The sequence below is a fragment of the Nocardiopsis prasina DSM 43845 genome (assembly GCF_000341265.1).
Classification (GTDB): Bacteria; Actinomycetota; Actinomycetes; order Streptosporangiales; family Streptosporangiaceae; genus Nocardiopsis; species Nocardiopsis prasina.
Map to the genome: position 1 here is coordinate 21,467 of NZ_ANAE01000162.1, position 13,311 is coordinate 34,777.

13 protein-coding genes are annotated in these 13,311 nt (G+C 67.1%); 5 read left to right on the plus strand and 8 right to left on the minus strand.

The window, feature by feature from the left end; translation table 11 throughout:
* Positions 1-77: 77 nt before the first annotated feature.
* Positions 78-548, minus strand: a complete 471-nt coding sequence (locus D452_RS0119420; RefSeq protein ID WP_239646421.1) for a hypothetical protein — start codon at positions 546-548, stop codon at positions 78-80.
* Positions 545-733: a hypothetical protein gene (locus D452_RS0119425; protein WP_017545812.1), complete on the minus strand. Its 189-nt coding sequence runs from the start codon at positions 731-733 to the stop codon at positions 545-547. Before D452_RS0119425 ends, D452_RS0119420 begins: the two co-directional genes overlap by 4 nt.
* A gap of 163 nt (positions 734-896) precedes the next feature.
* Here D452_RS0119425 and D452_RS0119430 point away from each other — a divergent pair, with 163 nt between their 5' ends.
* Complete coding sequence (locus D452_RS0119430; protein ID WP_026129477.1) at positions 897-1,172, plus strand: GntR family transcriptional regulator; 276 nt, start codon at positions 897-899, stop codon at positions 1,170-1,172.
* Positions 1,173-1,310: 138 nt separating this feature from the next.
* Here D452_RS0119430 and D452_RS0119435 read toward each other — a convergent pair whose 3' ends face one another.
* Positions 1,311-2,147, minus strand: coding sequence for an ion transporter (locus tag D452_RS0119435; RefSeq protein ID WP_083927569.1), 837 nt, complete (start codon positions 2,145-2,147; stop codon positions 1,311-1,313).
* Positions 2,148-2,661: 514 nt separating this feature from the next.
* Here D452_RS0119435 and D452_RS0119440 point away from each other — a divergent pair.
* Positions 2,662-3,213 carry a thymidine kinase gene (locus D452_RS0119440; protein ID WP_017545815.1) on the plus strand — a complete coding sequence of 184 codons (552 nt, stop codon included), beginning with the start codon at positions 2,662-2,664 and terminating at the stop codon, positions 3,211-3,213.
* A 39-nt stretch (positions 3,214-3,252) separates the two neighbouring features.
* On the opposite strand, the gene D452_RS0119445 is transcribed toward D452_RS0119440, so the two are convergent.
* Genes D452_RS0119445 through D452_RS0119460 form a run of 4 tightly spaced genes read right to left on the minus strand, consistent with a single transcriptional unit; the run spans position 3,253 to position 8,284 of the window.
* Positions 3,253-4,041, minus strand: coding sequence for a hypothetical protein (locus D452_RS0119445; RefSeq protein ID WP_152498618.1), 789 nt, complete (start codon positions 4,039-4,041; stop codon positions 3,253-3,255).
* A 2-nt stretch (positions 4,042-4,043) separates the two neighbouring features.
* Complete coding sequence (locus D452_RS0119450) at positions 4,044-5,216, minus strand: C40 family peptidase (RefSeq protein ID WP_017545817.1); 1,173 nt, start codon at positions 5,214-5,216, stop codon at positions 4,044-4,046.
* Between the two features lie 4 nt (positions 5,217-5,220).
* Positions 5,221-5,895, minus strand: a complete 675-nt coding sequence (locus D452_RS0119455) for a hypothetical protein (protein ID WP_017545818.1) — start codon at positions 5,893-5,895, stop codon at positions 5,221-5,223.
* A gap of 40 nt (positions 5,896-5,935) precedes the next feature.
* Positions 5,936-8,284, minus strand: coding sequence for a type IV secretion system protein (locus tag D452_RS0119460; protein WP_026129478.1), 2,349 nt, complete (start codon positions 8,282-8,284; stop codon positions 5,936-5,938).
* Positions 8,285-8,819: 535 nt separating this feature from the next.
* Here D452_RS0119460 and D452_RS0119465 point away from each other — a divergent pair.
* From D452_RS0119465 to D452_RS29285, 3 genes are all read left to right on the plus strand, one after another.
* Positions 8,820-9,344, plus strand: coding sequence for a VOC family protein (locus D452_RS0119465; RefSeq protein ID WP_017545819.1), 525 nt, complete (start codon positions 8,820-8,822; stop codon positions 9,342-9,344).
* A 105-nt stretch (positions 9,345-9,449) separates the two neighbouring features.
* The gene (locus D452_RS0119470) at positions 9,450-10,241 is read left to right on the plus strand and encodes a MerR family transcriptional regulator (protein ID WP_017545820.1); all 792 of its coding nucleotides are present in this window, start codon (positions 9,450-9,452) and stop codon (positions 10,239-10,241) included.
* Between the two features lie 485 nt (positions 10,242-10,726).
* Complete coding sequence (locus D452_RS29285) at positions 10,727-12,265, plus strand: protein kinase domain-containing protein (RefSeq protein WP_051061333.1); 1,539 nt, start codon at positions 10,727-10,729, stop codon at positions 12,263-12,265.
* Here the strand turns inward: D452_RS29285 and D452_RS0119480 are convergent.
* Positions 12,262-13,311, minus strand: coding sequence for a hypothetical protein (locus D452_RS0119480; protein ID WP_017545821.1), 1,050 nt, complete (start codon positions 13,309-13,311; stop codon positions 12,262-12,264). The two genes, D452_RS29285 and D452_RS0119480, sit on opposite strands and share 4 nt — an antisense overlap.

Consider the following 13,311-nt stretch of genomic DNA (forward strand, 5'->3'; position numbering starts at 1 on the left):
CGCCGGTCGGGCGGCTGGGTACCGCCCGATCGGCGCGGGTCGCGGTGGGCCCGGGGCGGTTCACCCCGGGACGTGGGCTATTCGCGGTTCCAGGGTTCGGGGAGCGGAGCGCGTTCCGTCAGGGCCCTGTCCAGCCGCTCCCAGGCTCGGGCCGCCGCACGGAGCGCCCGCCACGCGACCACCACTCCCCCTGTCTCCCTCAGCTCCTCGCTGACCGCGTCGTAGCACTGGGTCGCGTACTCGTGAGCGATCCCGTGACGTACGCGGGCCTCGAAGGGGTGCGAGGACGCCCGCCAGGTCGTCGGGAGGAGCCCACCGGAGACGACCAGGCGATCCAGTTCGGAGAACAGCAGATCCGCCCGCGCGAGGGTGCGGGTCGCGTGCGCGGGCCGCCCCGGGTTGTCGAGGACCCTTTGGATCTCCGCGACCAGATCGTCGGCGCTGGGGCCGGATCCGGAGCGGAGTGACTGCCGAGAGTGGTACTTGGAGGCGGTGCGCTGCGGGAGACGGTGACGGGTACCGGACTCGAACGGGGTGGGGACGTTCACGCGCAGCACACCCTCACGGCCTCGGGGAGGGTGTCCGCGTACCGACGCACCCTGCGGGAGCGTCGTCGGAGTTCCGCGACCAGTCCCCGGGTGAAGCCGTAGGGGGAGGTGTGAAGGCCGCGCGCCGGGCGTGCGAGCCGCACGGGTACGGCGAGCACGGCCAGGAGGCCCAGTAGGATCTGCATGTCGTCCTGCTTTCTTCAGGTCGGCCATGGCCCCGGGGCGTGTGTCCGCACGTCGCCGGGGTTTCTCGTTCAGGTGCATGTAACCATACCTTGACCATGCCATGCCTGGCCATAGCCTGCCCCAGACAAACTAGCTTGACCACTGCATGCCAGCCTCGGGTACATGGCAGAAGCGAGCATTCCCGCTGGTTACAACGCCGATAGCGAGTTGGACTACGAAGGCCCAGATCCTGTGTGGCTACAGCTGGCCGCCGTACTGATCGCGCGGATCGAACGTGGCGACTATCCACCCAACAGGCAGATCCCGAGCATCACCGGGCTCGTCCAGGAGTTCGGCCTGGCACGAGGGACCGTCCGAAAGACGACCGGCTTTCTTGAGGAACGCGGCTATGTTCGCATCGTCAACGGCAAGGGAGCCTTTGTCCTCCCTCGCGACTGACAGCTTCAGGTCGTGAGGGAGCGGAGGGAGATCGGGACGGACCCCCTCGGGATCTCCCCTGACGCTCCGGCTCTCCACCGCTCAGGGCGAGGGTGCCAACACGAACCGCCGCCCTGACTTCACGGGAGCGGAGCCGAGTCAGCCCGAGCCGCCACCCGAAGACTCCTGGCCGGACGGTGGATCCCCGCCGTCCCCGACGGAGACCTTTGCGGTGGCGTCGTCCCCGTCCTGAGCGTCGCCACCCTCTACCCCGAGCCGGTCCTCGAGTCGGCGCACCTGTTCGCTCAGCTCGACCAGGCGGTCCATGACCGCGTTGTGCTGGACCAGTTCGAGTTCCTGGTCCTCCGCCCAACGGCCCTTGCTGAACTCCTGCTCCATCGACGTGACGATCACACCGATCACCAGGTTCAGGATGATGAACGCGGTGAGCACGATGTAGATGACGAAGAAGATCCAGGCGGACGGATGGTGCTCCAGCACCGCGTCCGAGACGTCCGGCCAGTTCTCCGTGGTCATGAGCAGGAACATCGTGTACAGGGTCGTGCCGAGGTTCCCGAAGAACTCCGGGACGGTCTCACCGAACATCTGCTGGGCGAGGATCGCGGACGTGTAGACGACGATGAGCAGCAGCCCGATCACCGTGCCCATGCCAGGGACGGCCTTGAAGAGCGCGCCTATGATCTGGCGCATCTGCGGGACCGCGGTGACCACGCGCAGCACGCGCAGGACCCGGAGGATACGCAGCACCGCGAAGGGACCGGTCGCCGGAATCAGCGAGATCACGACCACCGCGAAGTCGAACCAGTTCCAGCCGTCCCGCCAGAAGCCCCCGCGCCAGGCGTACAACTTGAGGAACATCTCGACCACGAACAGGCCGATCACGAACCGCTCGACGCCTTCGAGATACGGAAGGGCAGAACCCCCATAGGTTGCCCAACCCAATATGACGGCATTGACCAGAATCACGGCAAGCATGGCGTTGGAGAACCCACGGCTTTCCACGAACTGGGTGACCTGATCTCGCCGCAACGTCACTTTCCCCCTCACACCGGCACCTTGAATGAGTACCAGGCGCGCCCAAATATATCGAAGCCGTTTCGGACGCTTCCAAGCGCGTCCATACTTGGCGCGGATTCCCGAACCACCACAACCAGGGAGCGCCGGTGGTGACCGATCGGGCCCACAAGGGAACCGCGCACCCCAAGACGGTACGCTCCCCCGCCTCCCGCCTCGTCACGAACCCATAACCCGCGGACGCGCACCCGCCCGTGCTACTTCCCACAAGCAGAGTCAGCCGGTTTCGGACCGGCCCCAAGCCGGACCGCACAAGCCCCGCAACAGCCCGTGAACCCCACACCGAAACCGCGATCACGAGCAGGAGGAGCCCGGACGGGTGTGAACGGCCCCTGCTCCCCGCTGGTATCTTCGCTGCTGGCCTCGGCGGCAGTCCGGGCCTCCCCCAAGCAGCGCCCGCGACCGAGGAAGAGACATGGCGGAGCTGAAGTACTTCACCGGTTCGATGAACTCGGGCAAGAGCACCATGGCACTCCAGGAGCACCACTCCCGCGGGGGTGAGGGCGTCCTGTACACGAAACAGGACCGTGCGGGTTCGGGGATCATCTCCTCCCGGCTGGGCCTGACCTCACCAGCCGTCGAGGTCGGCGACTCCTTGGACCTGTACGACGACGTCGCCGAGCGCAAGGCGTCCTACGTCATCTGCGACGAGGCCCAGTTCCTGTCGTTCAAGCAGGTGGGGCAGCTGGCGGGCGTCGTGGACGGCATGGGCATCGATGTGTACTGCTACGGCATCCTGACCGACTTCCAGGGCGCCCTGTTCCCGGGGTCGAAGCGTCTGGTGGAACTCGCGGACAAGATAGAGATCCTGCCGGTCTACGCGCGCTGCTGGTGCGGGAACCGCGCCACGCACAACGCCCGTGTGGTCGACGGAGTCATGATCTACGAGGGCGAGCAGGTCCACATCGGCGGGAACGAGTCGTACACGACCCTGTGCCGCCACCACTTCATGGCAGGCGTGGCCTAGGGCATCCCTCTGGGAAGCCGAGAAATCCTCTTCGGGAATCTACTCCGGAATGAGACTGAAGAACCTGTCATGCAACCGCGACCCAAGGGCATCGGCCTGCCTTTCAAAGTCAAAATCTGGCACCCGACCGCTTTCGATTCCCTCAGGGTCCCCTGAGAAAGTGATCGTGTATACCGCGCTTCGGGTCCGCGCCACAACCAGGTACTGGGAAACTCCGCTGGAGTTCTCGCCATAGTAGGACTGCGCGGCGTCTGCCCAGTTAGGGGTGGACTGAGACTCAATCTGGGAGAATTCTTCCGGGACAGTTTCGAGAGCTTTTTCAAAGATCCCTGAAGCAAGCTGATCCTTGTTCTCGTTTGGATCATGAACAACAGCTTCGAAGTCAAAATCGAAGTACCAGAGCGCAGTCGTGCCGAACTGTGGCCGTACAGTGAAACTGCACTCACCCGAAACCAAGCGCTGAGAATCCTGCTCGAAACCCGCGTCCTCGGCAGGATCCGAATGAACAATGGAGATCGTCTCTTCTACATGGATATCCCTCATGCTGGGCAGAGCCATGTAGTCACCGCAGACCTCGAGCCCGCCCGGCTCCAGTTCAGCTCGAGGATTCCCCCGCTGTTCAACAGCGACCGGGGCCTCAGGAGTGTCTCCTGAAATTCCGGAAGAAACGGAACTGACGAGCAGACTCAGAACTCCGACGACCACACCGAACACACCGAAGGCCGCGAGCGTGCCGCATCCGAAGACCGTGAGCGTCGCCCTCCAGCCGTGTAGGCCCTTCGTCGCTGGCTTCCCGCGCTTCGAATCCGTTTCCTCGGTCTCCACCACGATTACGCCTGCGCCTCCAGCTGAGCCTTCACTTCGGGGTGCTCAAGCGGACGGGTGAACCCCACGATGTCCGCACGATTGGGGTCATCGTACTCGCGCACCGCGATCGGTCCACAGTTGGTGCACCAGGCCTCGACCATCAGGCCGTCCCCGATCACCATTGCCATGTGGCCGGGCCCAGGCGGTTCTCCGGCTCGGGTCACGTCAAAGAAGACCAGGTCACCGGGTTGTTCCTCACCCGGGGGGATCTTCGGTCCGAAGTTCCACTGGTCCTGGGAAACACGTGGAACCGTCACACCGATGCTCTCGTAGGCCTTCATCGTCAGACCGGAACAGTCGTATCCGTCCGGCCCGGTCCCTCCCCAGATGTATGGCTTTCCACGCTGGTCAAGCGCCCAGTCCACAACCGCCTGGGTCAGGTCGTCGGGTGCCCGTCCGATCGGCACTCCGTCCTCGTCCAGCTCACAGAGAACCGCGGTCCGAATGGAGTCCGAGGTGTTGAAGTCGCCGTCGGCATACCGTTCCGCCCACTCCATCACATCATCCACGTACCACCAGGCATGGTTGTAACCGAAGATCGCCTGGCGAACGTCGTCCTCCAGGCCGTGCGCCAGGAGGTAGTCGGCGGCTGCGGGAATGGCGTCGGCGGGGTCGTAGACATTGACGACCCCGTCGTCGTTGCCGTCCACTCCGTAGCCCACCTCCGGCCGCTCCTCGACCGGCTGGATCGGCTCGCCGCCCCAACTGTTCCCCGCCGCGGAACCGTCCAGCGACCCGAACTGCATGGGCCCGGAGGCTCCCCAGTCGTTGTGGCCCTCGGTGATCCCCGGCCCCTCCCAACGTCCGTGATGGGACTCCACCTGCCCGATGCCCGCGAGGATGTTCCACGGAACCCCCCGGTCCTCCCCCGCCTCCTGGTACAGCTCCAGGTAGTTCTCCGGGATGGTGTCCATGGCGTAGGCACTGCTGTCGGGCTGGTCTGCGTCGGCGTTGGGTGCGCAGACCACTCCCGAAGCCAACCAGGAGGCCACCTGGGTGTTGTTGGTGAGGGCTGGAATCACCATGAGCGTCAGGAACACCAGACCTGCCATACCGATGGCGGCCAGTACGGCGACCCTGGTCAGGCAGGAACCCGTCCGTCCGTCGGGGGCGGCGGTGCGAAAAGCGGAGATCAAGCGGTCACTCCTCCCCGAACTGTCCGGCGTCGGCTGGCTGGAAGTCGAAGACCGCCCAGGTTCCGCCGTCGCGAACCACGGTGACGGCGAAGTCGCCGAGGTCCTCGTCGAACTCGGAGTCACCGGTCTCGGTGATGGACTGCGTGGTGACCACGAAGGTGACCGAGTCAGTGCCGAAGGTGCGGATCTCCTGAACCTCCGCGCGTCCCTCCGCGACCGCCTCGGCCTCGCTCATCTCAGCCCAGAAGGCGCCCACCCGGTTCGCGTCGGAGAGCACCTCCGCGTACTCGTCGGTCGCCAGCGCCTCCATGGACGCGTAGTAGGTCTCGGGGTCCTGTGAGTAGTCGATGGTTCCGTAGGCCTCGGCGAAGGCCTGCGCGGTCGCCCCCGCCGCCTGGAGCTCCTCTTCGGCGAACGGAAGCCAGGCAAGGACCTCCAGGTCCTCTGCTGCGGTGGTCGGAATCGGACTGGGCGGGACGGTGGCCAGGCCTCCCGAATTGGAGGAGGGTGGCTCGGCCTCCCCTTGGGCGGTCCCGGGTTCACGCGGTGGACCAGCGGGGTCCTCCGTCTGGTCGCCTCCGAACCCGCCGAGGCTGAAGTAGATCCCGAACCCGGCCAGAGTGGCGATCAGGCCGATGACGACCAGTCGCTGGGTGCGTTCGGGGAGAGGGTTGGGCATGGTGGTCGGTTGCCTTGTCGTCTGCTCAGTGACCGGGTCACTAGTCGTCGTTCAGCCAGAAGGGGACGTCTCGCTTACGGTCCCGTGTGCTGGAGGAGCCGCCCTCCCCCCAGAAGGGGGTGATGGGAGCGTTGTCCTTGCTCTTGCCGGACCCGGTCAGCCAGCCGCCCTCACCGCCGTCGCGCCTTCCGCGATCAGCGGGGGCCGGTCGTGCGGGGCGCTGCGGAGCGGGCCGCTCACGCTTTTCCTTCGGACCGCCCCAGCGCGAACCCCGGCCGAGGTTTCCGTGTGCCGGGGTGTCCTCGCGGCCGTTGAAGATGCCGCGCCCCGTGCTGGGCTCGGCGCGATCAGCGCTCGCCGCTCGGGAGTTGCTCGTTCCGCCACCGAACACGCCGCCACCGGAGCGTGTGCCGGAGCCGGCGCCGTCGTTGCGGTTCGGGCCGTTACCTCCACCGCCGGTACCGAAGACGCCCGCCCATCCACTGTCGCCAGTGCCGGTGTAGCCGCCAGCAGGCCGGGGCGGAATGGGTCCGCTGCTGGCTGCACCACCGCCGGTACCCGTGCCGCCGTTCCCAGAAAGACTCGGCGCCTGGTCGCCGTTCCGAGCACCGGTGGTGGGGCGCTGCGAACCGGGCCCACCGCTCCGACTGACGTTGAGCGGCGGAGCGTTGTCGTTTCCTCGGACCCGTCCGTAGCCCGCAGTCCCTCGGACACGGGCGCCCTCGGCACGGGTGCTGCCACCGCTCTCCGGAACCTCTTCCGCGGTTTCGGTGGCGCCTGCGGAAGCGCCTCCGCCAGCGGGAACCCCTGCGGCCGCACCGGCGATCATGGCCCCGCGACGGCGACCCCAGTTCTGCGTCTTGAGGTAGGCGACCGGAGGAAGAACCATCGCGCTCTTGTCCAGTGCCTGGCTACGAGCCGCGTCGGTCACGATGCGCGAGGTGAACGTGTTCGCGTTGACCGAGGCGAAGAGGTAGGCGAACGTCTTGCGGTAGATGAAGATTGCCACAGTGAACAGGGCAAGCAGAATCATCTGCAACCCCCACCCAAGACTGGTGGACATCACGATTCCATAGCTCATGACAAGTAGAGCCATCAAAAGGACGATGAAAATCTGTTTAAGCAGGAACCCGACCATCAGCTCGACCCAACGCAGCAAAACCATCCGCCCGTAACCAGGGTGGATACCGATCAGCAGGAACACCGGGGCGAGCATGAAAAGCAGAATAAAAGCGATCTTCAGAACGATGAGCGCCACTGCGGCGGCCAGGATCAAACCCCCCGCGAAAATAGATGCAAAGAGAGCCAGGGTCGCCACACCCAAGCGACTACCCTGATCATCCCCCGCAAAGAGCGGATACACGCTTGGGTACGTGGATTCAACGTCTGCCGCAATCGCCTCATAGGACTCTTGCTTCTCAGCGGCGAGCGCACTGGGGTCGAGTTCCCCATCAGAGATCTGCTGTTGCTCGATTCGGCTGATACCTTGGGCCGAAATCAGATCCATCGAATGGTCGATCGAGGCGTCTTCAGCCAGACTCGAACTACCAAACTGCCCAGCCACCCAAGGCTGGCAAACCAGGCTCGACCAAAGCATGTCGGCGTTCCGGCGAACCTGGAAATCAGCCTCGGATTCCCAACTGGCACGCTCGGGGGGTTCAGCGCCAGCAGGACACGCCCCCGATCCCCCGCCGTAGGGAACCTGCCCAACAGCACTGGTGACCAGCTGGGTACCGGAATTGACGAGGGCACTGCCCATGCCCATTACTTGAGCAGGGTTCACAAGAATCCACATACCGATCGCCGTGGCGGCAATCATCCAAACCGAAGACTCGAGGGTTAGAGTCATCCTCTTACGGATGAGTCCATACCAGCCCAGCCAGATCGCTCCCAAGATGACCATCGTCGGGATAAGAGGCCGCCAAATACCCTCTCGCAGCGCGACAATCACGCTTTCGACTGCTTCAGTGAAGCTGGCCAGGAGGCCGTCTGAAGTCGCGGCCTGATAGACAGTGATGGTCGACTGGTTGATGGTCTTCGACAGGTCCCAGGCGGAATTCGCGATGGTGGCCTGAGCGCCCAGCCCCATCTTGTCCACACAGGACTCTGTGATCATGTGCCACTGTTGTCCGGCAGTTCCGTACTGGCCGTACATGCTGGCATCGGGTGGCATCGAGTCAGGCGCACCCTCGATCGCCGACTGGGACTGCGGCGGCACCAGGAGCCCGTCCGAACCACTGCCCGCGGACTCCGGGAGCGGTGCCGGGCTGCCGGGGCACATCGGGTTCGCCTGCGCGGAGCTCAGCGGGATGAGGATGAGTCCACACAACATCAGGAACGTCATCAGGATGCGTCGCCAACCCCGCCGGTGGACGTGCTGATGAGTCATCTGCTGAGCTCCTGCGTCGTGGTTCGTGCGGGGAAATCGTTGGCAGACACCAGGGCCTCCCGACCGCACGCCCGCCGCGACACCACCTGGCGCGCGACCGCACACGGACACAAGGCCCCCGCATGTCTTTACCCCATCCTCTATGGTGCGTCATCACGGGGTTGGGAGATGGCTGCAACGCGACCGGTTTTTCGGTCGTCGTCCCCGAACGGGCCGGAGACTCATGGCCAAATGCGAGTGTTCCCCTCATTTGTGCAGGTAGCGGGCTTCTCAGGGTGGCCGTAACACCCAAAATCCTCAAGGCCACAATTTCCTCACCAGATGTGGACTATGAGGGGCGTCACAGAACCTTTCGCAGCCAAAAGTGGACATACGACAACCAAGCGGACTGAGACCCGGTACCAGCCTGGTCTTACGCGGAACCCGCAGTCCCTATTGGAGGAGGACCGAAACGGAGCGCGGTCCACGCGCCCTTCCTGTCCCCGAGCCCCAGCGGCTTGACCCTCACGCGGCGTGAGGCTCCACGATTAGCCTCATGAGCGAAACCTTCCACGCGTTCAGCGTCAGCCCCGTACCCCAGCCCGGTCCCGACACGGCACCTCCGGAACTGTTCCGGGGCATCTACGGCATGCCGATGTTCGTGACCGTGCCCACGCACGACCTCGAGGCCTCCAAGGAGTTCTGGATCAGCGGCCTCGGGTTCTTCGACCTCTTCTCCGTCCCCGGCCAGATCGTCCACCTGCGGCGCTGGGCGTTCCAGGACGTCCTGCTCGTACCGGGTGAGCGCCCCGAGCAGACTCCCCCGACGAGCGTGAGCTTCTCCTGCGTGCTGAACCAGATCGACGGCATCGTGGCGGCCTGCGAGGAGCGGCTGCCCGGGTCCACCACCGGTCCTCGCCGGATGCCGTGGAACTCGGTGGAGGTCGAGGTCCGCACCCCTGAGAACGCCCGGGTGATCATGACCGCGGCCCGCCCGTACGACCCCCAGGACCCGGAGACCGCCCGGTACCTGCGGGAGAACGGGATCGAGGGCCCCGAGGCCCGGAGCCGCGAGAACTAGGACCAAGGACCGAGAGCCGGGGCCTGGTTCCCAGCCTTCCGGGAATCAGGCCCCGGCCCGACGGGTCCTCAGGGACCTGCTTCGGTCTGTGGATAGCGTGGATCAATGAACTACGGCGCGAGGACGGTCGGCGCGGTGGCCGCGTTCGTCGGGGTCACCGTCAGGACCCTGCACCACTGGGACGAGATCGGTCTCGCCGGTCCGAGCGAGCGTTCCGCCGCCGGTTACCGGCTCTACACCGCCTCGGACGTCGCCCGTATCCAGCGGGTGCTGGTCTACCGCGAGCTCGGCGTCTCGCTCGAGGAGACCGCGAAGCTCCTGGCGGCGGACGCCGATGAGGCCGCCGACTCCCTGATCGACCAACGCGACCGGCTGCGCGCACGCATCCGCAGGCTGGAGCGCATGGCCGACGCCCTGGACCGCCTCGCCGAGGCCAGACGGGAGGGCGTCCTGCTTCCGCCAGAGGAGCAGGTCGAGATCTTCGGTGACACCTGGCGACCCTCCTGGGCCGCCCAGGCCCGCGAGCAGTGGGGTGACACCGCCCAGTGGGCGGAGTTCGCCGAGCGCGCGGCCGACCGCACGGCCGAGGACTGGCGACGGATCGCGGCGGGGGTCGAGGCCCTGCACGCCGACCTGGCCCAGGCGGTGCGGGAGGGTGTCGAGCCGGGGAGCCGCAGGGCCGACGCCCTGGCCGAACGGCACCGGGAGGCCATGAGTGAGTACTTCGACTGCACCCACTCCATGCAGGTGATCCTCGGCCGCACGAACGTGGACGACCCCGGGTTCCGGTCCAACTACGAGGCCATCGAACCCGGCCTGTCCGTGTGGCTGCGCGACGCCATCGACGCCAACGCCCGCGCGCACGGCGTCGACCCGGAGACGGCCGCCTGGGAGTGACGTGGCGGGGTCACGGGAGTAGCCACCTCACGACGAGGCCCCGTCCACCAGACCCGTCTGGCACCCACCAGGCCACACCGGGTTTCACCAGTCCCACCAGGCCCAACCAGGTCCTATCAGGTCCGACCGAGCCCCCCGGGCTCCCGGAACGTCTCCCGGAATCGGAGCGAGGTCCTCTGGGGAGATCCCCGGAAACCGACCCGCGCGGGAAAGCGCCCGGACGGTTTGTGACTCTCGGCACTAAAGGCGTTCCTCTCCGTCCCCGCCTGCGGACTCGGTGCCGTTTCTCCGAGGGTCGCAGTGGGCTTTGACCGCTATCGGTCACCTTCTCCGGCTCTGGTACGAGGGGTTGTGGGCAGGCTTACTCTTGGAGTTCGCCGGACCATCCGCATCGATCGGCCCCCGCAGGTCCGGTTCGTACCCACGGCGTCCCCTTTCCGCACGGCGGAACGGTTCCCCCACACCGCCAGAAGGGAAGCACCCCCATGCCGACCCCCGGGCGTACCTCCATCGGCCGCTACGAGTTGCGCGAGAGGTTGGGCGCGGGCGGCATGGGCACGGTCTGGCACGCCTGGGACCCCGCCCTGCAAAGGGACGTGGCGGTCAAGGAGGTCCTCCTCCCCCAGGGGATGTCCGCCGAGGACAGGGCCGAGGCGCACGCCCGCACGCTCCGGGAGGCCCAGGCGACCGCGCGCATCAGCCACACGGCGGTGGTGACCATCCACGACGTGCTGGAGCACGACGCCAGCCCGTGGATCGTGATGGAGCTGCTGAGCGGGACCTCGTTGCAGCACCACATCGACGCCGGGGGGCCGATGCCGGTCGAGCGGGTCGAACAGGCCGCCCGCTCACTGCTGGGCGGGTTGGCGGCGGCGCACGCGGCGGGGGTCACCCACCGGGACGTCAAGCCCGCCAACATCATGTTCACCGCGGACGACCGGACGGTCCTCACGGACTTCGGGATCGCGAACGTGGACGGCGGCACGGCACTCACCCAGACCGGTGTGTTCATCGGCTCTCCCGAGTACATGGCCCCGGAACGGTTCGAGGGTGAACGGGCCCTGCCGGCCTCGGATCTGTGGAGCCTCGGGGTGACCCTGTACTGCCTCTTGGAGGGGCGTTCACCGTTCAGGCGGGACAGCATCACGGGGATGATCAGCGCGGTGATGACCGCCCCGGTGCCGAGGCCGTCGAGGAACGAGGCCGCGAACTCCCCGAGGAGCCTGGCCCTGCTCGCTCTCATAGCGGCTCTGCTCACCCGGGACGCCGCGGCACGGCCGAGCCCGCGGGAGGCCCTGGAACTGTTGGAGCGGGAGCGTCACGCGACGCAGGGGCTCGTGGAGACGCACCGGGGTCCGACGCCGGGTCCGGAGGCCTCGGGGGCACGGCCCTCGTTCCGTCCCACCGGTGGTACCCAGGCCGCGTACCCGCGGAGTGGGACGGCCGGTGGGGGCCGTCCCACCCCGAACCCGGTACGACCGGCGAACGGTGCCTCCTCCGGACCTCGGCCGCACCCGGCCGGGCCCCCGATGGTGGGGTATCCGGGATCGACGGCCGCCGCGCCCGCACAGGACGCGAGCGCCCGGTTCGTACGGGGCACCGCGCACACCGGCGCCCGCCCTGCCGAGGGGAACAGCCGGGGGAAGCCCACCGCCGTCCTCACCGTCATGGCCATGCTGGCGCTCAACGCCCTGGTGTTGTTCGTGCTCACGGCGGTGAACCTGGGGCGGGTGGGGGACGATGACGCCGCCACGGGCTGGGGCACCGTGGTGTACCTCGCGGTGTGGGGCGTGCTGTCGGCCTTCGCCGCCTTCGGTCTCCTCACGAGGTCACGCCTGGTGTTCGGTCTGGTGGTGGTTGTTCAGGCGATCGGCGCGGTGACGCTGGCGATGAGCATGTTCACGGTGTTCATCTACACGCCCGAACTGATGGTCATCTACGCGTTGATGCTGATCTACACCCTGACGATCGGTGGGTTGCTGCTCGTCCCGGCCAGGTCGCGGGCCTACTTCGGCCTCGGTTAGTGCTCGGGGAGTTCAGCGAGGCCGGTGGTGGCGGCGTGGACCCTGGCGACGCTGTCGTCGCGCACCCGGCGCGCCACCTCTGCGGTGTCGGCGAGGTCGGCCACCTCCGGCGACGGGAGGGACATCAGGGAGGCCTCGGCCCGCAGATCCGCGTAGTCGTCCGTGGCGGCCAGGGCCTCCTGGCACTGTTCCCACTCCCGGTGGGCCAGGACCGACTCGTCCACCAGGCGCCCGTACTCGACGATCTGGTCGACCCTGGCGCGGATGTGCCCCTCCACCGCGGTGAGGTGTTCCCGCTGGGGGCGCAGGACCTCCCGTACCCGGGGTGAGGACGCCTGCTGCCAGCGCCGGACGTAGCCCCGCCGCAGTTCGCGCTGGCGGGCCAGCAGGGACGCGATCCGCCACTCCTGTTCCCGCAGGACCGAGAGGCCCCGCGCGGTGTCCAGGGTGTCGGAGGAGCCCAGTTCCACGCGGGCGTCGGTGACCCTGTCTATGGTCTGCTGGACCGCCACAAGGAGGCCGTGGTCGGCCGCGCTGATGTCGTCCGGTAACAGGACGCGGTCCCGGTGGTGCTCCTCGGGGGTTTCCGGTACCCGGGCCGTGAGCGTGTCAGCGGTGACCAGGCCCACCAGGAGGCCGAACAGCAGCCACGGGACGCCGCCCGGCGGGTCCTGCGGAAGCAGGTCGAACAACCACAGGGGCGCGGCCGCGAAGGCGCCCGCGCCGATCGCGCCGCCGACGGCCCGCACCAGCGGGTCGGCCTCCTTGCGCACGGCCAGCGCGCCCACGTAGGCGATCAGGCCGATGCTGACGATCACCATGCCGAGGTACCACCCGGCGGTGAGCAGGGCCAGGACGAGGGTGAAGCCGACCCCCAGCAGTTGCACCCCGCCCTCACGCAGGCGCAGGGCCCGGCTGGCGGCCTGCCCGTCGTCGCGCGCGTGTCTCGACTCCGGGGCGACGGCCTCCCGGAGGAGGTCCTCGCGAAGTTCCTCGGGCAGGGTGGTGTCGACGACGGGGCGCGGCCGGATGACGTCCTCACTCAT

Bases quoted from the DNA above. Each gene is read 5' to 3' on its own strand.
- D452_RS0119465 (WP_017545819.1), top strand. From the start codon at position 8,820: ATGAGCGAAACCTTCCACGCGTTCAGCGTCAGCCCCGTACCCCAGCCC.
- D452_RS0119430 (WP_026129477.1), top strand. From the start codon at position 897: ATGGCAGAAGCGAGCATTCCCGCTGGTTACAACGCCGATAGCGAGTTG.
- D452_RS0119480 (WP_017545821.1), bottom strand. From the start codon at position 13,311: ATGAGTGAGGACGTCATCCGGCCGCGCCCCGTCGTCGACACCACCCTG.
- D452_RS0119425 (WP_017545812.1), bottom strand. From the start codon at position 733: ATGCAGATCCTACTGGGCCTCCTGGCCGTGCTCGCCGTACCCGTGCGG.
- D452_RS0119435 (WP_083927569.1), bottom strand. From the start codon at position 2,147: ATGCTTGCCGTGATTCTGGTCAATGCCGTCATATTGGGTTGGGCAACC.
- D452_RS0119440 (WP_017545815.1), top strand. From the start codon at position 2,662: ATGGCGGAGCTGAAGTACTTCACCGGTTCGATGAACTCGGGCAAGAGC.
- D452_RS0119455 (WP_017545818.1), bottom strand. From the start codon at position 5,895: ATGCCCAACCCTCTCCCCGAACGCACCCAGCGACTGGTCGTCATCGGC.
- D452_RS0119470 (WP_017545820.1), top strand. From the start codon at position 9,450: ATGAACTACGGCGCGAGGACGGTCGGCGCGGTGGCCGCGTTCGTCGGG.
- D452_RS0119460 (WP_026129478.1), bottom strand. From the start codon at position 8,284: ATGACTCATCAGCACGTCCACCGGCGGGGTTGGCGACGCATCCTGATG.
- D452_RS29285 (WP_051061333.1), top strand. From the start codon at position 10,727: ATGCCGACCCCCGGGCGTACCTCCATCGGCCGCTACGAGTTGCGCGAG.